This window comes from Rickettsiella grylli (assembly GCF_000168295.1).
GTDB classification, from domain to species: domain Bacteria; phylum Pseudomonadota; class Gammaproteobacteria; order Diplorickettsiales; family Diplorickettsiaceae; genus Aquirickettsiella; species Aquirickettsiella grylli.
Genome location: NZ_AAQJ02000001.1, coordinates 1,457,060 through 1,479,710, shown reverse-complemented (window position 1 = coordinate 1,479,710; position 22,651 = coordinate 1,457,060). Strand labels below are relative to the sequence as shown.

At 39.0% G+C, this 22,651-nt stretch carries 24 protein-coding genes; 18 read left to right on the top strand and 6 right to left on the bottom strand.

Going from position 1 to position 22,651, the window contains the following annotated elements:
- Positions 1 to 1,032, bottom strand: coding sequence for a lipopolysaccharide heptosyltransferase II (gene waaF / locus RICGR_RS06860; protein ID WP_006035954.1), 1,032 nt, complete (start codon positions 1,030 to 1,032; stop codon positions 1 to 3).
- A gap of 64 nt (positions 1,033 to 1,096) precedes the next feature.
- Positions 1,097 to 1,291, bottom strand: coding sequence for a zinc-finger domain-containing protein (locus RICGR_RS06855; RefSeq protein ID WP_006034707.1), 195 nt, complete (start codon positions 1,289 to 1,291; stop codon positions 1,097 to 1,099).
- Positions 1,292 to 1,523: 232 nt separating this feature from the next.
- On the opposite strand from RICGR_RS06855, the gene RICGR_RS06850 reads away from it, so the two are divergent.
- From RICGR_RS06850 to RICGR_RS06810, 10 genes are all read left to right on the top strand, one after another.
- Positions 1,524 to 2,780 carry a conjugal transfer nickase/helicase domain-containing protein gene (locus RICGR_RS06850; protein WP_240992248.1) on the top strand — a complete coding sequence of 419 codons (1,257 nt, stop codon included), beginning with the start codon at positions 1,524 to 1,526 and terminating at the stop codon, positions 2,778 to 2,780.
- 10 nt (positions 2,781 to 2,790) lie between these two features.
- Complete coding sequence (locus RICGR_RS06845) at positions 2,791 to 3,594, top strand: symmetrical bis(5'-nucleosyl)-tetraphosphatase (protein ID WP_006034676.1); 804 nt, start codon at positions 2,791 to 2,793, stop codon at positions 3,592 to 3,594.
- 320 nt (positions 3,595 to 3,914) lie between these two features.
- Complete coding sequence (locus tag RICGR_RS06840) at positions 3,915 to 5,102, top strand: type III PLP-dependent enzyme (RefSeq protein ID WP_006035471.1); 1,188 nt, start codon at positions 3,915 to 3,917, stop codon at positions 5,100 to 5,102.
- A 24-nt stretch (positions 5,103 to 5,126) separates the two neighbouring features.
- Positions 5,127 to 6,173 (top strand): 1,9-bis(guanidino)-5-aza-nonane synthase, encoded by a 1,047-nt coding sequence (locus RICGR_RS06835; protein ID WP_006034796.1) that lies wholly within the window; start codon positions 5,127 to 5,129, stop codon positions 6,171 to 6,173.
- A 14-nt stretch (positions 6,174 to 6,187) separates the two neighbouring features.
- A complete protein-coding gene (speB, locus tag RICGR_RS06830; RefSeq protein WP_006035377.1) occupies positions 6,188 to 7,081 on the top strand; it encodes an agmatinase in 894 nt (297 codons plus the stop codon).
- A 30-nt stretch (positions 7,082 to 7,111) separates the two neighbouring features.
- Positions 7,112 to 9,040 (top strand): inverse autotransporter beta-barrel domain-containing protein, encoded by a 1,929-nt coding sequence (locus RICGR_RS06825; protein WP_006035333.1) that lies wholly within the window; start codon positions 7,112 to 7,114, stop codon positions 9,038 to 9,040.
- A 258-nt stretch (positions 9,041 to 9,298) separates the two neighbouring features.
- Positions 9,299 to 9,493, top strand: coding sequence for a hypothetical protein (locus tag RICGR_RS07995; RefSeq protein ID WP_240992247.1), 195 nt, complete (start codon positions 9,299 to 9,301; stop codon positions 9,491 to 9,493).
- Positions 9,494 to 9,563: 70 nt separating this feature from the next.
- Positions 9,564 to 9,707: a hypothetical protein gene (locus tag RICGR_RS07990; protein WP_006034717.1), complete on the top strand. Its 144-nt coding sequence runs from the start codon at positions 9,564 to 9,566 to the stop codon at positions 9,705 to 9,707.
- Positions 9,708 to 9,712: 5 nt separating this feature from the next.
- Positions 9,713 to 10,126, top strand: coding sequence for a type II toxin-antitoxin system death-on-curing family toxin (locus RICGR_RS06815; RefSeq protein ID WP_240992246.1), 414 nt, complete (start codon positions 9,713 to 9,715; stop codon positions 10,124 to 10,126).
- Between the two features lie 246 nt (positions 10,127 to 10,372).
- On the top strand, positions 10,373 to 12,193 hold the full coding sequence (locus RICGR_RS06810; RefSeq protein ID WP_006034877.1) for an inverse autotransporter beta-barrel domain-containing protein: 1,821 nt from the start codon (positions 10,373 to 10,375) through the stop codon (positions 12,191 to 12,193).
- Between the two features lie 9 nt (positions 12,194 to 12,202).
- On the opposite strand, the gene RICGR_RS06805 is transcribed toward RICGR_RS06810, so the two are convergent.
- From RICGR_RS06805 to lipB, 3 genes are all read right to left on the bottom strand, one after another.
- Positions 12,203 to 14,200 carry a bifunctional DedA family/phosphatase PAP2 family protein gene (locus tag RICGR_RS06805; RefSeq protein WP_006035864.1) on the bottom strand — a complete coding sequence of 666 codons (1,998 nt, stop codon included), beginning with the start codon at positions 14,198 to 14,200 and terminating at the stop codon, positions 12,203 to 12,205.
- Positions 14,200 to 15,144 carry a lipoyl synthase gene (gene lipA / locus RICGR_RS06800; protein ID WP_420806108.1) on the bottom strand — a complete coding sequence of 315 codons (945 nt, stop codon included), beginning with the start codon at positions 15,142 to 15,144 and terminating at the stop codon, positions 14,200 to 14,202. The genes RICGR_RS06805 and lipA overlap by 1 nt, the downstream gene beginning before the upstream one ends.
- Positions 15,145 to 15,269: 125 nt before the next feature.
- Positions 15,270 to 15,893, bottom strand: a complete 624-nt coding sequence (lipB, locus tag RICGR_RS06795) for a lipoyl(octanoyl) transferase LipB (RefSeq protein WP_006035980.1) — start codon at positions 15,891 to 15,893, stop codon at positions 15,270 to 15,272.
- 143 nt (positions 15,894 to 16,036) lie between these two features.
- Between lipB and RICGR_RS06790 the strand changes: the two genes are divergently transcribed.
- The 8 genes from RICGR_RS06790 (at position 16,037) to RICGR_RS06755 (ending at position 21,223) form a co-directional block, all read left to right on the top strand.
- On the top strand, positions 16,037 to 16,348 hold the full coding sequence (locus tag RICGR_RS06790; protein ID WP_006035362.1) for a putative hemolysin: 312 nt from the start codon (positions 16,037 to 16,039) through the stop codon (positions 16,346 to 16,348).
- A complete protein-coding gene (locus RICGR_RS06785; protein WP_006035371.1) occupies positions 16,345 to 17,067 on the top strand; it encodes a uracil-DNA glycosylase in 723 nt (240 codons plus the stop codon). Before RICGR_RS06790 ends, RICGR_RS06785 begins: the two co-directional genes overlap by 4 nt.
- Complete coding sequence (locus RICGR_RS07570) at positions 17,019 to 17,606, top strand: GspH/FimT family pseudopilin (protein ID WP_006034781.1); 588 nt, start codon at positions 17,019 to 17,021, stop codon at positions 17,604 to 17,606. Before RICGR_RS06785 ends, RICGR_RS07570 begins: the two co-directional genes overlap by 49 nt.
- Positions 17,607 to 17,740: 134 nt before the next feature.
- Positions 17,741 to 18,061, top strand: coding sequence for a hypothetical protein (locus tag RICGR_RS06775; RefSeq protein ID WP_006035939.1), 321 nt, complete (start codon positions 17,741 to 17,743; stop codon positions 18,059 to 18,061).
- 1 nt (position 18,062) lies between these two features.
- Complete coding sequence (gene surE, locus RICGR_RS06770; RefSeq protein WP_006035016.1) at positions 18,063 to 18,827, top strand: 5'/3'-nucleotidase SurE; 765 nt, start codon at positions 18,063 to 18,065, stop codon at positions 18,825 to 18,827.
- A 52-nt stretch (positions 18,828 to 18,879) separates the two neighbouring features.
- Positions 18,880 to 19,464 (top strand): YqaA family protein, encoded by a 585-nt coding sequence (locus RICGR_RS06765; protein ID WP_040615687.1) that lies wholly within the window; start codon positions 18,880 to 18,882, stop codon positions 19,462 to 19,464.
- Between the two features lie 218 nt (positions 19,465 to 19,682).
- A complete protein-coding gene (gene rpoS, locus RICGR_RS06760; protein ID WP_006035564.1) occupies positions 19,683 to 20,675 on the top strand; it encodes an RNA polymerase sigma factor RpoS in 993 nt (330 codons plus the stop codon).
- 20 nt (positions 20,676 to 20,695) lie between these two features.
- Positions 20,696 to 21,223: a 7-cyano-7-deazaguanine/7-aminomethyl-7-deazaguanine transporter gene (locus RICGR_RS06755; RefSeq protein ID WP_006036005.1), complete on the top strand. Its 528-nt coding sequence runs from the start codon at positions 20,696 to 20,698 to the stop codon at positions 21,221 to 21,223.
- Here RICGR_RS06755 and bioA read toward each other — a convergent pair.
- Positions 21,220 to 22,566 carry an adenosylmethionine--8-amino-7-oxononanoate transaminase gene (gene bioA / locus RICGR_RS06750; RefSeq protein WP_006035075.1) on the bottom strand — a complete coding sequence of 449 codons (1,347 nt, stop codon included), beginning with the start codon at positions 22,564 to 22,566 and terminating at the stop codon, positions 21,220 to 21,222. The genes RICGR_RS06755 and bioA overlap by 4 nt on opposite strands.
- Positions 22,567 to 22,651: the final 85 nt, after the last annotated feature.

The following is a 22,651-nucleotide window of genomic DNA, read 5'->3' as shown; positions in this document are numbered from 1 at the left end:
TCAATTTTTTGTTAAATCATCAATGGTCTTTAAAACCATTTGTGGTGTTAATTGTTTTAAACAGTTTAAATGGGTGAAGGGACATTTTCTTTTGAAGCACGGACTGCAATGAAGATTTAAATAAACTATTTTAGCCTTTTCTGATAAAGGGGGTGTGAATTTTGGGTTCGTTGAACCATAGATTGCAATTAAGGGTCTATCTAAAGCTGCAGCAATATGCATCAGTCCAGAATCGTTACTAATCACCAAAGTCGCAAACGATAAAAGAGCGATTGCTTCCATTAAAGACGTTTTTCCAATGAGATTGATGCAGGCATTTTTAGTTAACTTTTGTATTTCGATCCCTATCGGGGTATCAGCAGCAGCACCCAGTAATACAATGGATCCGTCGTTGGATTTTTTACTGTTTATAATATCTGCAAAATAGTTTGTAGGCCAACGTTTTGCTGGCCCATACGCCGCACCAGGACAAACGATCAGATAAGGCTTGTTTGTCATCGAAGATAATTTTTTGTCTTTTAAATGTTTATGTTCAGAAGGAATGGTTAGATGTGGCTTAAAATTGAACCAATCAACCTTATTTTTAATGAAGGATTGAGCATCCCCTAATGCTACAAAACGTTGAACCATCATCGGATACATTTTTTTATTTAAAACGCGCCAATCATTGAGTAATTTAACGCGCATTTCACCGAGCCAACCTGTTCTTACAGGAATATGAGCGGCGAGAGGAATAATGGCAGATTTCCAAGAATTGGGAAGAATAATGGCTTGATCGTATTTTTTTTCTCGCAGTTCCTTCCCGAGTTGCCAACGTTTTATGAATTGAAATTGAGCATGCCCTAAAGGCATGACAAAGAAGTGATTCATTTCTGGCATGCAAGAATAAAGTTCTTGGCTCCAATCGGGCGCTAATACATCGATTATTGTCTTTGAGTTGCGATATTTTAGATATTTAAAGAGAGACTGGGCGAGGATAATATCGCCTATCCATGCGGGACTAATAATTAGAATTTTTTTAGAGCGGTTCATAAAAAGTTCTCAGTAATTTTAATCCCCTGTCGCTAAAAAAATCGATGAATTCCGGAAAAACGAGTTAGTCTTCATCTTTTAAAAGATATTCAGTTCCGCAATAAGGACACGTTATAGAGCCCGTTTTTCCAAGTGGTAAATAAACCCGAGGATGGGAATCCCACAACGTGCTTCTTTTTAATGGGCATGAGAGAGGGAGGTTTTGACGCTTGATTTCATAGTAATTTTTCGTTTGACTGCGTTTTAAGGGTAATGTCATAAAAAACCTCTACGTTTACGTTCATTTTGTCAGCTTCATGATAAACTGCATATAAATTTTTCTAAATAGAAAATAGGGAATGGCTGAGTTTATAAAACATTCATTCAAATTAGGTATTTTTAACTACGCTATAATTTAGTTTATTCATAATTTTATATCAACTGATCGTTCAGTTCTATGATTAAATCGTCTTTATTATGCGATACAAAACGATGGGTATTGAAAAATGGTTATGTTCAAAGGGTTAAATTCCGCATTTAAAAAAGTCAATCACGCTAAAAAAATAAAAACCGATCTAAATCGTATTCAATCAGCGGATGATTTATTAAATAAAAAAAATACCTTAGAAAGGGTAGAAACAATAAAATCATTCATTCCGTCTTCGAATCAATTTAAAAATTTATATTTACCGGTGATAAAAAAATTTTCCGAATTTGTCCAGGAGATTCCTTTAATGCAACCTGGATTTTTTAATCATAAAATTAATTTTTTAGAAAGAGGTTTGGAACGAAGTGCGCGATCACTTTCGTTATGCTTAAATTATTTTTTTTCGGAAAAAAATAATTTAATGGGACTATCTTGTCGTGATGATTTATCACTTTATGCGACATTTACTGCCGCATTATTTTTAGATGTCGGTCAATTAGTGGTTGAATATAATACGGTGCTTTGTAATAAAAAATCCTACCCACTAAAAAACTGGAGTCCTTTTACTGGATCCATGCTTGGGCTGGGCTATTATTATAAAACCGATTTTATAAAAGAAAATTATAACAATCTCCAGCCATTGATCACACCCATTTTAGCACGACAGATTTTGGAGTGTGCCTATCCTCGTTCGTTAGAAACAGAAGGTTTTCATTGGATTGCAAGCGATTTAAAAATATTAGAAATGTGGTTACATTTATTATCAGGAAACGAAGAGCGAATTCCGATGACATCGTTTATGTCGATGGTTCCACGCGCAGAAATAGAACTCATTGAACATTCGAGATTAAGCGCGCAAATTGAGACAACGGAGCCAAGCGGTGAAGCTTTTTTACAATGGCTGCGTAAAGAAATTGCAGATGAAAAAATTTTAATTAATGAAAAAGAAGCTAAAATAAACATAGTGGATGGAAAAATATTGATATCTACGGAGCTTTTTCAGGAGTTTGCGACGATAAATCCAAATTACAAACATCCAGAAATGATAGAAAAACAATTTATCGATGTCGCTAAACTTTATCAAATTTCTATTAGCGAACTCGATCAACGCTATAGAGCATTGGGTGGTTTGTCAGGAATGGGCGATTTAAGTAAACGATACCGAACGGTGGGTGGAATATCGACTGCAATTGAAAATCAAAAAAAACCTTTCCCGCGCGTTTTACAAGGCGATATTCGTTTAATTTCTCTTATTACATCCTGTCATTCACTACAGAAAATGATCAATATCAATTCCTTTCAGGATATTACAAAAAAATTTACTTCACCTCATTTAACGTGACAATTACATTATGCCAACTTACGCGATTGGAGATATTCAAGGTTGTTTTGATTCTTTACTACGATTGTTAGATAAAATTAATTTTGACGCGTATCAGGATACGTTATGGTTTACAGGTGATCTCGTCAATCGGGGACCTCAATCATTAGAAGTGCTCCGGTTCGTAAAAAAATTAAAAAATACGCATATTGTATTAGGTAATCATGATTTACACCTTTTATCGATAGTCTATCGCGGTTTACAGCGCGATCCTGAAAACAGCTTACAGGCCGTTTTAAATGCACCCGATAAAGATGAATTATGCACGTGGTTACGGAACCAACCACTTTTATACCATGATGCTCACTCCGGTTATACGTTGGTTCATGCAGGATTGCCCCCTCAATGGGATCTTCAGAAGGCAATGGCTTGCGCGCATGAAGTTGAGGCTGTATTACGGGGAGAGAATTATACGGAGTTTTTTAAAAATATGCGGGGTAATGCGCCTTGCCAATGGCGGGATAATCTGACCGGTTGGGGGCGATTAAGGTACATTACAAATTGTTTGACCCGTTTAAGATTTTGTGATATTAAGGGAAATTTAGAGCTGACGGCTAAAGGAGTTCATGCTATTTCGAGCGATTATTTTCCTTGGTTTAAGGTACCTCATCGACGTAGCCAATCATTAGCTATTTTGTTTGGGCATTGGGCAGCCTTGCAGGGTCAAACGGATGAACCCAACGTATACGCGTTAGATACCGGTTGTGTATGGGGTCACTGCTTAACTGCAATGCGCCTAGAAGATAAGGTCCGAATGAGTGTTGATTGTGCGTAGCGTTGTAGGCACTGAATTGAGTCTGAGTAATGTCAATTGCGAATGGTTCTTACTTCTTATAAATAGAGTAGTTTAAAATTAAATATCCCTTATTTAATTCATAAGGTAAAGTATCATGCCGTTAGATAACAATAGTATTGTTAAAATAACCTATAAATAAAAGGTTGGTTTTAGATGAAATTTTTCCTTATGACGATTACTCAACTATCTGTTTTCATCCGGGTGTCGGATTATAAAAACAATACCTCTTTGAAATTTTTTAAAGCACTTATTTGCTTTTAACTGAAAAGTATTTTTGAAGATAAAGAGGTATGTGAAAAATGAATTTACAAACCATTGCGTCCGTTGTGGATAGCCAACCACCGCAGCCCGTTTTCGTTTTTAGACCAAACATCATGGAATGTGCGATTAATTATTTTCGCACGCGATTTCAGGGTCGAATTTTATATGCGGTTAAAACGAATCCCGAAAGACAAGTCATTCATCTTTTACATCATCAAGGTATTCATGATTTTGACGTCGCTTCATACGAAGAAATTCGTATGATTAAATCAATCTTGCCGGATGCGGGACTCTATTTTATGCATCCAGTGAAATCTTCTTTTGCCATTCAAGAGGCTTATTTTAATTATGGCGTGAGACATTTTGCATTAGATAGTTTGGATGAACTTAAAAAAATTGTTCGTTATACGAATAATGCAAAGGATTTATGTTTGCATTTACGTTTAGCAATTCCCAATACATTTGCTGAGTTTAATTTATCTGCAAAATTTGGTATTCATTTAGATGAAGCACCTGAATTATTAAAAAAAGTCAGAAAAGTTGCTTACAAGCTGGGTATTACCTTTCATGTCGGATCACAATGTATGCATCCTGATGCGTATCGAATTGCAATACGATTAGCCAATAAATTGATTGGCCAGTCAAAAATTGCAATAGAATATTTTGATGTGGGGGGAGGATTTCCGTCGATATATCCTGGAATGACGCCCCCACCACTGGAGATTTATTTTAATGTGATTCACGAAGAATTTAAAGAAATTAGTAAAAAATTTCCTACTATAGAATTACTGTGTGAGCCGGGTCGTTGTTTAGTCGCAGAAAGTACGTCCGTTATCGTACGCGTAGAATCAAGAAAAAAGAACCAGTTGTATATTAATGATGGAACCTACGGTAGTCTTTTCGATGCGGGAATTCCTCATTTTATTTTTCCGGTGCGTTTAATAAAAAAATCATATCGAAAAAATAAAGACCTCATCCCCTATAGTTTTTACGGCCCAACGTGTGATTGTTTGGATTATATGCAAGGACCTTTTTATTTACCGAGTGATATTAAAGAAGGAAACTATATTGAAATTGGTCAAGTAGGCGCTTATGGTAGAACGCTTTCAACAGGATTTAATGGTTTTAAGCATGAAGAAGGCGTTATTGCTGTTTCAGATAAGCCTATCATGAGCATGTTTTCTGCACTTAATTTGGAAAAAAAACAAGAATTGGCAACAAAATAATACTTTATTGATGAGGAAAAACTCATGGAAACACCTGTTTGTAAAAATTCATTGAAAGAAAAATTATTGAATAAATGTGTTGAGCATATTGATATTACACAATTTGATGCACGTCCGATTATTGATTCAATGGCGGCGATGTCATTCACTTCACGTGATTTGGCACGGGCAACACGCATTTTTAATGCCATGCTTCAAGATGATCAGTGTAGCATTATTTTGTCCATTGCAGGCTCCACTTCAGCAGGCGGCTGCATGAAATTATATGCTGATTTAATTCACTATAATATGGTTGATGCGATAGTAGCTACAGGCGCAAGCATTGTTGATATGGATTTTTTTGAAGCCTTAGGTTTTCGGCATTATCAAGGAAGTTCATCGATTGATGATGGAAAATTACGCGATTTACAGATCGATCGTATTTATGACACGTATATTGACGAAGAACAACTACAACAGTGTGATCACGTTATTTTCGAAATAGCCAATACGCTTGAACCGAAAGCCTATAGTTCGCGAGAATTTATTCAGGCGATGGGGAGTTATTTATCGCGCGGACAGGCTAAAAAACAAGATTCTTTAGTGCAGTTAGCTTATGAACATCATGTTCCTATTTTTTGTCCTGCGTTTACAGACTCTTCTGCGGGCTTCGGTTTAGTGCTACACCAGGTAAAAAATCCAAATCAACATATAACCATCGATGCGATACGTGATTTTCGTGAACTCACGGACATCAAAATTAAAGCGGGTACTACGGGTTTGCTGATGATAGGTGGCGGCGTGCCAAAAAATTTTGTTCAGGATACCGTCGTGTGTGCTGAAATTCTTGGAAAACCAGTAGATATGCATAAATATGCAATTCAAGTGACGGTCGCAGATGTACGAGATGGAGCGTGTTCAAGCTCTACGTTAAAGGAAGCGTGTTCCTGGGGTAAAGTGGACAGAGCCTATGAACAAATGGTATATGCGGAAGCGAGTTCAGTTTTGCCACTTTTAGCAAGTGATGCATATCATCGCGGTTATTGGAAAAGGCGTAGTCGACGAAATTTTTCTAAATTATTGAATCAATAAAAAGGTTTATCCATATGCATTGCATAGAACCCAAAAAAGCCTTTTTAGGCTTAGCGCAAGAAGATGCCGTTGATTATGAAAAGGCGAAAGCCGTGATCATCCCGTTTGGTCTAGAAAATTCGGTTACGTATGGTAAAGGGACGGCTAAAGGACCGGCTGCCATTATTCGCGCCTCTTATGAAGTTGAATTGTTTGATGAACAATTATGGTGTGAACCTTTTCGTCAAATTGGCATTGTTACATTAAACGAACCTAAAATTGATGCTGAAATGCCGAAGGCTTTACAACAATTAGAAACGATTGTTGAAAAAGTATTAAAGGATAAAAAATTTCCATTTGTTTTGGGCGGAGAACACGCAATTACGATAGGTGCCATTCGTCCTTATTTAAAAAAATATAATGATCTGATCTTACTGCATTTTGATGCCCATGCTGATTTACGCGATGGTTACCAAGGACAACATTATTCCCATGCTTCCGCGATAAGACGTTGTTTAGATCATGACTCATTGAATGTTGTTTCCGTGGGAATTCGTAATGTTTCAAGAGAAGAAATTCCTTTCATTGAAGAAAACCGTGATAGAATTCATCTATATTGGGGAAAAGATAAAAAAAAATGGGATATCAACACGATCGTCTCCCATTTAAAAAACCGGCCTATTTATTTAACATTTGATGTTGACGCATTTGATTCCAGTGTGATGCCAGCTACAGGAACTCCTGAACCCGGTGGTTTATTTTGGGAAGACGCACTCGAAATTATTACGGCAGCAAGTCAAGTAGGACGGATAGTTGGAGCAGATATCAATGAGCTCGCGCCGATTCCTCAATTACCTAGTTGTGATTTTTTAGTTGCAAAGCTAGTCTATAAAATTCTTTCTTTATTCGCTCTCGACGAGCGGTTATAATCTTAATGTCGTTAACGCAAAGGAGTTGCAATGAGCCGAAAAAGACAAGGATGGTTATTCAGTAGCCTTTTAGTTGCTGGGCTCAGTGGGTTGATGAACCCGGCTTATGGGGCTTTTCCATTACCCCCTCGTCTATCTGGTCTCGTGCTTGCCAGTGATTATACGGTCGGACAAGCAGACGCGATGTTCCCCTTATCGGGTGATATGAGTCGTAATCTTTATGTGGATCCAGCGTTGTCTTATGGCACCGATAATCAAAACCAATTCGATGTAGGTTTAGGTTATCGTTGGATCACGAATCAAGCAGCGATTGTGGGCGGTTATTTTTTTGGTGGTTACAGTCGTGTTGATAATAATGCCCGCTTGTGGATTGCCAACCCAGGAATCGAAGCCTTCGGCTCCCGTTGGGACGCCCATCTCAATGCTTATATCCCGATGGGTGATCGGCATTATACAGCGGGCACAGAAATAGTTCATTTTTTTACCGGTCACTCTGAATTTGGTCGTGTATTTTTAATGCATCAATATGCAGGTAGTGGTGCGGACATCAAGGCCGGTTATCAATTGTTTCCACATTCTTCGTTGAAGGGATATCTCGGCAGCTATTATTTTTCCCCTGCAGAAACCAACAATGTGTGGGGAGGCGCGGCCGGTTTAGAATATTGGTTAACGCAAGGCGTAAAACTGATAGGCAGTTATTCGTATGATAACCTCCATCACAGTACCTATGCCTTTGGTATTGGTTTGGAATGGGGAGGGTTGAGAGCCCATCGTGCCGACCCAGAACTTGAAGAACGGCTCACCGACCCGGTTGAGCGCCATGTAGCGGAATTGGGCCGTGGTTCGACCATTCCGACGCGCTTAAAAGCAAAACCGTTGATAACAGGAGATCAACCGACTGGAGTTATTATTCTCTTAGGAAATAATATTGCATTTTTTAGTGAAGCTGGTGGGCCTAACAATGGTGGAGTGGGTTTAAGTTTGGCTAATTGCACATTTGAGAACCCGTGTGGACCCACCGACTTTTCACAAGCCAGTGTTAATACTTTAGGGGAGTTGCTACCTCTACCTAATACGCGATTCTATTTCAATGGCGGTAATTATACCAGCAACGGCCAATCAATAAGCCTTGTTCCTGGCCAAAGTTTACAAGGACGAACAGTAGATTATAGTCAATTGGCAACCGGTTCAGCACGATCGACGCTTTTCATCCCTAGTCTTACGTTCCAAGGTAACAATACCTTAGAAAACATGATAGTGGGAGGAAGTATTGAACAGGGTAATAATAGTCTAGAAAACCTAACGTTAGTAGGTGGCTTTATTAATGAAGTGCATGTTCGTGTACAGGGGAATAATAACGTGATTAAGGGTAGCCAAATTGGTCTGCCAGGTGATATTGTCGTTGGAGATGGGGTTAGTGTATTTAATGAAAGTGATAACAACCTACTTATTGATAGTAGCAGTTTGTTGATAGAAAAAAACAATTTAGGTAGCGTATTCGGTTTTTATGGAAGCGTTTTTACCAATACAACAATACAAAATAGCAAAATAAAAGTACTAACAACTCCAGTATTATTTCCTCCTGAAACTGTATTCCCTCTCGGAGCATATGCTGACGAGGGGGCAATACTTACGCTTAACAATGTATACCTTCAAGTCGTATCGTCAATAGTAGATATAAGAGAAACAAAACATCCAGGAGCTTCGGCTGGACTAGGCACGGCAGGAGGTACGATTAATGCAACAAATACGAACATTTTTCTCTCAGGGGCTGGAGAGGAAACTGAGGGAATACTAACAGCAAACTTCGACGTTCCTTCTTCAATCAAACTTGTGGGAGGTACTATAAACGTAATTGGGCCCAACCCCCATATTTTCGGTTTTCATGGTAAATCCCCAACTTCTTTAGCCACTACAGGGGTTAAGTGTTTAATCAATGGTGCTAACGTGCTCTGTTAATAACGATGAAAACTAAAGCAAAATAGAATTAAGAAAACAAGTCTAATTCTTATTGGATAAACAATACATTGGCCTGTAAAGGAGCGTACCTCACATTTTTTACGGCGTATGATTTAAGATCCTGTTGTAATAGCGTACTCGCTGGAACAAGGTTTTGCAAAGTAGGCTGTTTTTTTATGGGTTGAAATTGTAAGCGCCAGGTTTGATGATAATGGACCAAACCGAACCAGAGAGGAACGCCGTTACTGAGCCGTTGATGTGAATCCCAAAGATTTAAAACGATCAAATGATGGGTTGCAAGCGGACGGTTCTGGATCAACCATTACAATGACTGGCGGTGCAATACAAGTAGGGCGAGGGGACGAAATTTCAGCATCGAATGATGGGGGTTCGGTTATGTTCCAAGGCGGGACAATGTGTACCATCGATGGCATAGGCGTATCCTGTTCATAACAATGCGAAGTTAAATAAAAAGGGCTTTCTAACCTTATGTTGATAAAAAAATTGAGTTGGAGGAGATTGGATGATGAAAAAGAATAAAATTTTGAATGAAAAAAAACAAGTAACATTTAAAATGGTTTACGCTTCAAAAGCTGAAGTCGATAGAGCGACAAAAAAATGCTTAAAAAAATATCCAGATGTGTTTAAAGAATTAGCTAAGCGTTAATGGATATGCGTAAAATAAAAATGCTAACCATTGAAGAGGTCATTAAAATTCACGATGATATACTTAATAACTCAGGAGGTCTAGCGGGTCTTTCACTTTACAAATCCTTAGAAGCCGCCTTAAACCGCGCAGAAAATTACTCGTTTTATGAAGAGGTTAACGATCTATTTGAAATAGCATCTATATATTGTATTGCGATAGCGCAAGGTCATTTATTTAATGATGGAAATAAACGTACGGCTTTTTCTGTAATGTATAATTTTTTAGAAATAAATGGCTATGAACTTGAAGCAAAATCAAAAATCATAGTAGATGTTATGTTGAAAGTTGCTGAAAAAAAATTAACTAAAAAAGAGCTTTCAAAATGGATAAAAGAAAATGTCTTAACGAAGATAATTAGAAAACAAATAATTCAATGAGAGTGAGATAAACCTCTCGTATTAGATCACATAAGAAGACAAAGTGACCATTAAATTTTACCCCCATACTTGACTTTAGAAATTTTTTAGCTAATTTAAATCAAGGATTTTCTAACTATCTATTGACCTAATTAAAAAGCATGTGATTTTTTAGTTACGAAATTGGTCTATAAAATTTTTTATTTAAATATTCTCGGTTTAATTTTTTAAGGCAAAATAAGTGCATACTAACGCAAAGGAGTTGCAATGAGCCGAAAAAGACAAGGATGGTTATTCAGTAGCCTTTTAGTTGCTGGGCTCAGTGGGTTGATGAACCCGGCTTATGGGGCTTTTCCATTACCCCCTCGTCTATCTGGTCTCGTGCTTGCCAGTGATTATACGGTCGGACAAGCAGACGCGATGTTCCCCTTATCGGGTGATATGAGTCGTAATCTTTATGTGGATCCAGCGTTGTCTTATGGCACCGATAATCAAAACCAATTCGATGTAGGTTTAGGTTATCGTTGGATCACGAATCAAGCAGCGATTGTGGGCGGTTATTTTTTTGGTGGTTACAGTCGTGTTGATAATAATGCCCGCTTGTGGATTGCCAACCCAGGAATCGAAGCCTTCGGCTCCCGTTGGGACGCCCATCTCAATGCTTATATCCCGATGGGTGATCGGCATTATACAGCGGGCACAGAAATAGTTCATTTTTTTACCGGTCACTCTGAATTTGGTCGTGTATTTTTAATGCATCAATATGCAGGTAGTGGTGCGGACATCAAGGCCGGTTATCAATTGTTTCCACATTCTTCGTTGAAGGGATATCTCGGCAGCTATTATTTTTCCCCTGCAGAAACCAACAATGTGTGGGGAGGCGCGGCCGGTTTAGAATATTGGTTAACGCAAGGCGTAAAACTGATAGGCAGTTATTCGTATGATAACCTCCATCACAGTACCTATGCCTTTGGTATTGGTTTGGAATGGGGAGGGTTGAGAGCCCATCGTGCCGACCCAGAACTTGAAGAACGGCTCACCGACCCGGTTGAGCGCCATGTAGCGGAATTGGGCCGTGGTTCGACCATTCCGACGCGCTTAAAAGCAAAACCGTTATTGGTGCCGAGGGGCGGGATGTTGGTAATAGATGATATTCCCTTAAGAAGTAATATTGCTTTTTTCAGTCAAACGGGTCAGCCAAATGATGCAAATGTGGTAAATTTAACTTTAGGGAGCTGTACATTTGAAAATCCGTGCGGGCCTGCAGATTTTACACAAGCTAATGTCACAACCTTAAATGACTTAATTCCTAATACACAATTTTATTTCAATGGAGGGACTTATACCACCGCCAGTAGTGTAAATCTTTTTCCTGGTCAAAGTGTACAGTCACGAACCGCTGATTATAGTCAACTAGCAACTGATCCTGCACGTTCGACACTTATCCTCCCTACAATTTCCCTTCAGGGTAATAATACCTTAGAAAATATTATTTTGTTATCAAATCAACCAACAGATTCAAGTGTTATTGTGACGGGTGGTAATAATATTATCCGAGGAAGTGATATTGGTAATTCTTCAGGACCTGGATTAAACAGAGTTGCCGTGTTTGATTTAGGAGCAACAAACACATTGATTGATAACTCCGTTCTTAATGCCTTGAGAGTAGGCGTTACAGGGCGAGGTAGTTCAAATTTGGTGATACAAAACAGTGAAATAAATGTAGCTAACAATGAATTTAATAGCATTGATGGTGTTAGATTTGAAAATACGAGCGGTTCGATTGTAAACACAGATATCTTTTTAGAAAATGATTCCGCTGCTGGCGGCTCTTCAAATGGGGTTTTTGCTAATGGGGGCAGTATAGTTGATATAACTAATTCTTTAATTTCAGTAAACAATATTCCCTCGGCAAGTGCAATCGGAATACAAACAAACGGTGCTGGAACAGCTGTTACAATGACTGGAAGAGAAATAGTTTTAAATTCGGGAGGCAGTAATGCAATCACATTTAGATCTGATGGAAGTACCGTCACTTTTGATGGAGTAATATGTAGTATCAATGGCGGTAGTGTAGTCTGCTCATAACAAATATAGCTAATTTTGAATAAACAATACATTGGCCTGTAAAGGAGTGTAACTCACATTTTTTACGGCGTATGATTTAAGATCCTGTTGTAATAGCGTACTCGCTGGAACAAGGTTTTGCAAAGTAGGCTGTTTTTTTATGGGTTGAAATTGTAAGCGCCAGGTTTGATGATAATGGACCAAACCGAACCAGAGAGGAACGCCGTTACTGAGCCGTTGATGTGAATCCCAAAGATTTAAAACGATCAAATGATGGGTTGCTGGAATATATTTTGTCATCGTTAATACGGGCGCTCGGCCCGCATTAGAAGAAACAAACAAAGGAGTATTCGGATCCTGAGTATGCAAGCTTAATCGGTAAAGTGTGGTGACAAGGTTTGTTTTGGGTAGCCGATGCCAGCCTTTTTTTTCTAAATGATGTTGAATATCTGAAAGTTTTCCTACCCATTGAATATTGAGCGCTTCAATTTTTTGGCCGAAATAACCGAGCCGATAAAGAGGTGTTTGAGATCCCGCATGATTCCACCATTCCTTTAAATCAATGGTTTGATTGGGAAAGCGGAGTTGAGAATTAGAAAGTAATTTTTTATAACCGTCGTTTAGATGTGCACCCCACACGAATAATAACGTTAGAATCCCGATTACGGCTATCTTACCGGAAGAAATTGTTGTGAATTGAATTTTTCTACGATACGAAAAGGTGAGACCTGCAAGAATACTGATTCCGAGTAAAGCGCCGCCCACCACATCACTAAACCAATGCGCAGTTAAATAAATGCGTGAAAAGAGGACTAAAAATATAATGGCGCTCGTTAATCCATAAATTAGCACGCGCTGTGGTTTTGGTTTTTCTATCCCAATAATCACTGCAAAAAAGCCTAAAAGAGCAATGCTGCTGACGGTATGACCGCTCGGAAAAGAAGGACCTGCCGGTATCTGGATTAAACCATCGGGACGCGTGATGTGAAGCATCTGTTTAAACAGATCACCTAAACCATAACTGAGTAATCCTGCTAAGCCCCAATGCACGCTTAACCAAAAATTCCTTTTTATTAAAAAAAAGGCCAACAGTACTATCCAAAATACAGTCAGCACTTTTGGGCTCAATTCTGCCATCGCCACAAAAAACGCATCGACATTGTCTTGACGTAAACTACGCATGAAGTGATAAATAGGTTCGTTTAAATCCGTTGCGAAACCATGGTGGAAAACACTTAAGGCAACGACTAAAAATCCTAAAGCGGAAAACACACAGGTTAACGCAAGGGCTAATTGCTCATGGGAATGAGGATGTCGCGTGTCCGTCAGAAGTGAAGCAATTGTTTTGAGCCGTGGGTGATGACGCGTGAAACGCCAAAGCTGTGCAACCTGTTTATCAAGTAAACGACTCAACCCGGCGTAACAGGCTTTTAAGAAGGCATACACAAGCCAAAAGAATAATAAAAGTAATACAACAAAGATAATTAATTTAGTTGCAATTTCGGGTGGTAATTGCTGAGAGGCTTGGCCTAAAAGGATGCCGGGCAGCATATAAAGAGGAGCCCAGGCGATAGCAGAAATACTATCCGCTACTAAAAATTGACCCCAAGGCATGCGCACCATCCCCGCAATAAACGGTAAAATAGCGCGAATAGGACCAATAAAACGACCAAAAAAAATACTTTTCCCACCCTGTTTATTAAAAAAAGCTTCTCCTTTCGATAGAAGTTGTGGATAACGGCGGAATAACCAAAAATCTTTTGTGTGCAGATGGTAATGCTGACCGATCCAAAAACTCAGTGCATCACCTGTGATAGCACCCGCAATGGCCCATAAAACAATGGAGGTAAAGGGTAAAACGCCTATTCCGATTAAGGTGCCAATCGCTGTCATGAAAACAGTCCCGGGGACTAAAAAACCGATGAGGAGCAGACATTCGAGAAAGGAAATAAAATAGGTCATTAAACCGGCTAAATACGGATGAATTTGGAGCCAATCGAAAAAAGGTTTGAGATCAGGAAGCGTCATTAGGCGACGTTCTCCCCCGCAGCTTGTTTATCCGCGTGATAGGAAGAGCGGACCAAGGGTCCGCTGGCTACACGAATAAATCCCATGTCTTTCGCTAAACGACCCAGGTCATTGAATTCTTGTGGAGAAACGTAACGCGCAACCGGAAAATGATGAGGGCTCGGGGCAAGATATTGACCAATAGTTATCATATCAACGTGATGTCGACGAAGATCGTGCAGGACGTTTTCAACTTCATCCCGTGTTTCTCCCAACCCGAGCATGAGACCCGATTTAGTCGGAATCCCTGGAAAGCGTTGTTTAAATTCCAGCAAGAGTTGGAGTGACCATTGATAATCAGAACCGGGACGGACTTGTTTATATAAGCGAGGTATCGTTTCGATGTTATGATTAAAAACATCCGGTAATTCAGGTGCTATGGCCTGTAAAGCAAGCTCCATCCGGCCTCGAAAGTCAGGGACAAGTACTTCTATAGTGAGTGCTGGACACTGTTTCCGTAATGCCTGTAAGCAGGCCGTAAAGTGACCGGCTCCGCCATCACGCAGATCATCGCGGTCGACCGACGTAATGACGACATAACGAAGCCCCATTTGCTGGACCGTATTGGCTAAATTAAAGGGTTCATCTGGATCCAGTGGATCCGGTCGGCCGTGGCCGACATCGCAAAAGGTACAGCGCCGTGTGCATTTATCGCCCATAATCATAAACGTCGCGGTACCCTGGCTAAAACATTCACTTAAATTAGGGCAAGCCGCTTCTTCACAAACGGTATGAAGACGATTTTTCCGAATCATGGTTTTAAGTTGGTCTATGCCGTTTGTGAGCGGTAATTTAATGCGAATCCAATCCGGTTTACGTAAAGGAGGGGCCGATTTAATTTTTATGGGGATGCGAGCCATTTTTTCGGCGCCGCGTTGTTTTTGTGTCGGATCCAGTCGTTTTATTTCCATAGCGTTTAAAAAGGTGTCATAAAAAAAGCAATGTTAACATAGTGTGAAAAGACGTAAGCTATCCAATTTATTTTTTTAGATGATTTTGTCAAGTCAGTGATTGTCGAAGCGTCGGTATTTTAGTTTAAATTCAAAATTTCGTGTTGAAATTGCGTGCTAAAGTCCTGCGCGACTTGATTCAAATCATGAGGGCCCCCTAAATCAGCAAGCTGAGTGATTTCAAGCTGACGCATACCACACGGATTAATCCCTTTAAAAGGTTTTAGATCCATGGACACATTGAAAGCTAATCCATGATAACAGCAACCCCGCCGAATCCGTAAGCCTATGGATGCTATTTTTGCGGTGTTCACATAAACGCCCGGCGCTTCTTTTTTTGCCTCGGCTTTAATGCCATAAGTGGCTAACAAATGGATTAATGTGTTTTCTAAGAAAGTAACTAATTCACGGACACCCAGATGAAGTCGACGAAGATTCAAAAGCGGATACACGACCAATTGACCCGGTCCGTGATAGGTCACTTGTCCGCCACGATCCGTTCTTTCAACGGGAATGTTTCCGGGATTAAGGATGTGTTCCCGTTTTCCTGCTTGCCCTAACGTATAAACGGAATTGTGTTCAATGAGCCAAACTTCATCGGGCGTTTCTGGCGTACGTTTATCAGTAAACGTTCGCATCGCATGGGCAATCGTTTGATAGTCAGCTTGTTGAAGTTTTTTTATGATAAGTTTTGCGTGCGTCATCGTGTGAAGTATACGGGATCACAACGCATTGTTGAACGGATAAAAAAGTAAAAAAACGTTGCATGCACTGTACGATTATGCTCTAAATCAACTTAAATTTCTGATAAACTATTTACTTATTCTCATATAAATTAGGATGTATTATGAAAAAGAGTTTAATTGCATGGCTTATCGTTCCTTTATGTTTAATCCAATCCCCAGCTTTTTCAATGCCGAATCCCGCTTCTGTGTATTGCGAGAATCATGGCGGACGATCAGAATTGGGGATACTGTCCAGTAGGGGGATTTGTGTATTTCGTGATAAAAGTTATTGTGGAGAATGGAGTTATTTGAGAGGGGTTTGTAAACGAAGCCAATTCTATCTCCCTGAAAAAAGAAGGGGAACCCACTACTGTTTTGCACAATTACCCAATAAAAATTTGATTATTTATTTGTGTAAAGCAGAGAAAAAATGATCGATAAACAAAAGAGACATTATTTAAAAAAAATGAAAATTCCGCTTTGGATCTCACGAGAGTGCGCGTCTTGCGGTTCTGAAGCACGCGTTAAGGATGAGGATATGTCTGAAAAACCAATGACTCGTCAGCAAAAAATTTCCACAATGAATTGGCAGGAATTAAAATTAGCCGTTAATCACTGCAAAGCGTGTGATCTTTATAAAACGCGAAGTAATCCTGTTTTTGGTGTAGGAAATCCTCATGCCGATTTATTGGTGGTGGGTGAAGCGCCGGGTGCACACGAAGATAAACAAGGGGAACCTTTTGTGGGACGAGGGGGACAATTATTAACAAATATGTTGTCTTCGATTGGTTTTAAGCGTGAAGACTATTATATTGCTAATATTTTAAAATCGCGCCCACCGAATAATCGGGATCCCTCTCTGGAAGAAGTCAGCGCATGCACCCCTTATTTATTGAGACAAATCAATTTAATTAAACCCAAGTTAATTTTAGCGGTAGGACGAATTGCGGCGCATTATTTACTATCAACAGAGTCCACGATGGCTCGTTTACGAGGGAATTTGTTTTATTTTGGAGAGAGAAAAATTCCTTTGCTAGTCACGTATCATCCGGCTTACTTACTTCGTTCTCCGCGTGAAAAGCGTAAAGCTTGGCAGGATATGCGATGCGTAAAAAAACAACTCGATGGGGAAGTGATCGAACAAGCGGTATAAGTCGCGGTGATAAAAATTATTTATCTCAATGGGGTTTTAGTTTCATCGAGATATTATTTACGTTGGTTATCAGTAGTATTTTATTAGGACTCGCTTTTCCGATTTTTAATTCTTTAATCGTAGGGTTGCGTTTATTTATTTTAACGGAACGAATGAATTCCACATTGGATTACGCACAAAATGAGGCCATTAGACGACAGAATGTGATTACATTATGTAAAAGTAAAGATGGCCAAACTTGCTCCGGTACGTGGAGAGAGGGCTGGATAGTCTTTGTTAACCATTCAACAACATCGTTTCAAAATAAGGAATTATTACATGTTTATCCAGCATTATCAGGAAATGAGTTTTTAGAATGGCATGGGTTTCGATCGGATGATTATTTGCAACTGTATCCGGATGGTTCTATGAGTCAAAATGGGAGTTTTATTGTGTGTATTCATTCATTATCCAAAAAAATGGTCTGGCTTATTCAGATTAGTCAGACAGGAAGAAAAAGAATAGATAAAGAAAACGCTCAAGAGAGGGATTGCAATTAAAAAAAGGCCATCATTTTTAATATAAGCTTAAAATTATAAATAATCCCCATTTCTTTTTTCTTGCAATCCATTAAAAAAATTCGTATCTTCCGTTAAGAATGACCCATTTGAATTTTGGACACGTATAAAATGCTATGAAAAAAATTGTTTCATCGGTTTTACTTTTATTTTCAAGGAATGCCTTTAGCTTAATTCCAGGTTCGCTGGGTGATTTATCGGATAAATTATTGTTACCGATGTCCCTATTAACCCATGCGCTTTATAATATGAGTTTAGTGATTGGAATAGCTTTACTCTTTGGTTCGCTTATCCAATATAAAAATTATCGAGATAATCCTTCTCAGGTTCCCTTGAGTCGGCCTATAACGTTGTTGGTCTTTGGCGTAGTGTTGGTTGTATTGCCGCTATTGACCAAATTTTCTGAAAGTGCGCTTTTAGTTTCAAGAGTGATTTAACATGAAGGTTCTCATCAGCAATGACGATGGTGTACATGCACCGGGTCTATCTATTTTAGCGAAGGCTTTAAGCCAAATTGCAGAAGTGACTGTCGTTGCTCCGGATAGGGATCGCAGCGGGGCCAGTAATTCGCTGACTTTGCAGCAACCGTTACGATTAAGATATTTAGATAAAGGGATGATTAGTGTTCAAGGAACACCGACCGATTGCGTTCATCTTGCGTTAACGGGCTTACTGACTGACGATAAATTGCCGGATATGGTTGTATCAGGGATTAATGCCGGCGCTAATTTAGGCGAAGATGTTTTTTATTCCGGGACTGTGGCGGCTGCGATGGAAGGTCGTTTTTTAGGGTTACCCGCGATTGCGTTTTCAATCACTGGAAACGAACCGATGTATTATTCTACAGCAGCAGAGGTTGCAAAAAGACTGGTCACTCTTTTGCATGAAAAACCGATTCCATCTAAAACTATTTTGAATGTAAATATTCCTGACGTTGCATTTGACGATTTAAAAGGGTATGAAGTGACGCGTTTAGGGACACGACATAACGCAGATAGAATGCGTCCGAGTAAAGATCCAAGAGGACATACTATTTATTGGATAGGAAGTTCGGGAAAAGAAAATGATGCGGGAAAAGGCACCGATTTTTATGCACTGAGTCAACAGCAAGTAAGTATTACACCGTTACAGCTCGATTTAACGCATCATACTGTGCGAAGTCAAATTGAAAATTGGATTGCGAATAGGGACGCTAAGCTTTAAATTGTTTTTTTGTAAAACTTTATCGGTATTTTTAGTTGAAAAGGTTCAAGCCATGAAGTATTTTTCAAAGCGTTATGACAAAATGCTTGCATTGGCTCAGCATAAATGTGCCCCTTATTATCTATTCATTTTAAGTTTTGCCGAGTCTTCATTTTTTCCTATCCCACCCGATGTTATGTTAGCGCCCATGTCTTTAGCTAAACCTGAATATGCGTGGCGATATGCGTTTTTGACGACCGTTGCTTCCGTTTTGGGAGGATTGTTGGGTTATTGGATAGGAAATATCGCATTTGATTGGATACATCCCTATATTTTACAATTTGGATATGAAAAATTTTATCAACAAATTGAACAAGGATTTAACCACTGGAATTTTTGGATACTTTTTTTGGTAGGGTTTACACCGATTCCTTATAAGTTATTTACGATAGCGGCCGGGGCCTTGCATGTTGCATTATTACCCTTTATCTTGGGGTCATGGGTGGGTCGTGGTGGTCGGTTTTTTATCGTTGCTTTTTTAATGCGTTGTGGCGGCACTCATCTTGATAAATTATTACGGGGTTATATTGGCCGGTTCGTGGGGTGTGTATTATTACTGGCAGTTGTTATTTTCGCTTTTCTTAAACGATGGAGTTAGGGAAGGAACCAATCGTATAAACGTTTTCTATTTAATTTCATAATTAAAAATAACCTATTCGATGCTCAACGGGATTGTTTGGCAGTTGTACTTATATCGTCGATAAAAAAATTTTCAATTCATTCTGATTCTAATATATAGACGCTTAATTACACTAAAAATAGCGCGTAACACATTGCTTAAATATCTCAATTAATTAACTTAGGGAGAGTTCATCTATGGGAAAAAAAGGGAATGCATTTAAAAAGAAAGGAAGTAGAAAACAGAAAAATCATCCAGTATCTGAATGCGTTTTTGAAAATAAAGAAAAAATTTTAGCGCATCGTGAACTAAATGAAAATGAAATCTCAACACCTCACAAATATGTGAGACGTGATGAGACATTAGGTGCTACGCAGTTGTATTTAAATGAAATAGGTTTTTCTCCTTTATTATCCGCTGAAGAAGAAGTTTATTACGCACGACTCATTGCAAAAGGGGATCAAGATGCTCGAAAACGAATGATAGAAAGTAATTTACGTTTAGTTGTAAAAATAGCCAGACATTATAATAATCGTGGATTACAATTTTTGGATTTGATAGAAGAAGGTAATTTAGGTTTAATGCATGCCGTAGAAAAATTCGATCCGGAAAGAGGCTTTCGTTTTTCGACGTATGCAACGTGGTGGGTGCGCCAAGCCATTGAACGGGCCATTATGAACCAAGCACGAACGGTTCGTTTACCGATCCATGTGGTGAAAGAGCTTAATGTTTATTTACAAGCCGCAAGAGAATTGACTCAAAAATTGGATCATAAACCCACTTCAGATGAAATTGCTAAATGGCTTGATAGACCTTTTGAAGAAGTGGAACGAATGCTCGGATTGAATGAGCATATTACGTCTGTTGATGCACCTGCGAGCAGCGAGGCAGATAAACCTTTGCTTGAAACCTTGTCCGATAATCGCGAAAATGATCCTGAACATATTTTAGAAGGTGAAAATTTGCGTAAACGTTTAGAGGGCTGGCTTAAACAATTATCCACGAATCAACGAGAAGTGATTGCCCGGCGCTATGGTTTATTAGGTTGTGATCGCATGACCCTTGAAGAAGTGGGTGAAGTGATTGGTTTAACACGAGAGCGCGTTCGCCAAATTCAGGTGGAAGGCTTGAAAACATTACGAAAAATAATGGAAAAACAAGGATTTTTTTCCAATTTACTCTACGATTAATTTTTAAAAAACGAAGAAATATGAAAGGTTTATTGAATTACAAATATAATGTGGCTTACGTTAGTTTAATCGTCCTTGTGAATACATTATTTGCGTATGTTCCGTTAATGCAAGTGATGAACACCGAAATTTCTCCAATGGATTGGACGGTGGGAATCGTTTATGTGTTAAGAGATTTTGCTCAGCGGGAAATAGAACATAAAGTTATTTTGACCATGTTTGTGGGTAGTTTAATCAGCTACTTTTTAGCCAGTAAGACTTTAGCAATTGCGAGTATGAGTGCGTTTTTAATTGCGGAGTTGATGGATTGGTCGGTGTATACGTTTACGAAACGCGCTTTGTCACAACGTATACTGTGGTCTGCGACCTTAAGTGCGCCTATCGATAGCAGCGTATTTTTGTGGATTGTTCATCAATTAAATGGGCTTGCTGTCATGATTTTATCACTGGCTAAAATTATAGGGGTATTCATTGTTTGGTATGCCTGGCGAAATCGAGAAAGACGTCGTTTAACTCATCTAACAATGGTTGCCATTAATCAGCGTTAATTTTTAATTTTAAGATCTATTTTTTTATTAAATACTCGTTTTATAGAAAGTGTAGTAATGTCCCTTAATTCCTCAAGGGTCGATAGGGTTATATTCAAAGGAGGAAGCCAGTAGATTGTGTTTCCTAAAGGGCGAAGCCATGCGCCTAAATCTAAGGCATGCTGGAAAATTCGATAGCCTATGCGTTGGTTTTTTTCATTTTCTTTTAATGCTAAATCGGCAGCGACGATGGCGCCAATGCCCCGGATATTCACTAAACGATGAGTTTTTTGATTCACTTCTTCCATGAATTTCCTTAAAATAATTTCTTTTTCATTGACCTGTTTTATTATTTTTTCATCTTCTAAGATAGCGAAGCATTCTAAAGCGATAGCAGCGGCTAACGCATTGCCGCTGAATGTGTGAGAATGCAAAAAACTTTTTCCAGTATTGTAATCATCGTAAAATAAATTATAAATTCTATCGTGTGTGAGTACGACACTCATCGGCAACCAACCGGAGGTGAGTCCTTTGCTTAAACAGATAAAATCAGGTTTTATTTTTGCATATTCACAGGCTAAAATTCGACCGGTTCTACCGAGTCCTGTCATTATTTCGTCGGCAATTAAATAAATACCGTGTGCTTTGGTCCATTTTCTTAACCGATAAAGAAAATCTTGACTGTAGATTTTCATGCCCCCAGCCCCCTGGACTATCGGCTCGACAATAATAGCCGCTAAATTTTTGGCTTGTTTTTCAAGCTGTTCCTCAATAGATGGCCAGACACTTGAACAATCGCGCCAGAGTGGATCAGTCGTAGAATGGACATAAGGGAGGTTTTGTATAAATTTTGGTTGTATTAAATGGGCTTCATAAGCGCTACGATAAAGACCAAGATCACTGAGGCCTAATGCCATAAACGTTTCACCATGGTAGCCATTTTGTAATGCTGTAAATTGAATACGTTGAGTTTGACCGCATAATCGTTGCGCATGTAGACTCATTTTTAGCGCAATTTCAACCGCTGAAGAACCTTCGTTGGCATAAAATACTTTGTTTAAACCTTGGCAAATTTGGCTTAATTTTTCAGACAGTTGGATGATAATCTCATACGTAGAATTGGCAAATATGACATGCTCGAAGTCATCACATTGCGCTTTAAGTGCTGATTTTAAGCGGGGATGGTTATGACCTAATGACTTACACCACCAACTTGAGATAGCGTCTATTATTTTCCTACCCTCTTTAAGCTCTATATAAGAACCATAGGCTTTTTTGATTATTAAAGGCGGGAACGTTTCATAATCCTTCATTTGAGAGCACGGATGCCAAATACATTGTAAGTCGCGATTGATTAGATTCATAAAATAGGGTAAAAAAGAAACAGTTAATCACAAAAATGGCTAAAAATGTACGTTTTAATTCATATGCATTGGAAATGGAAAGGCA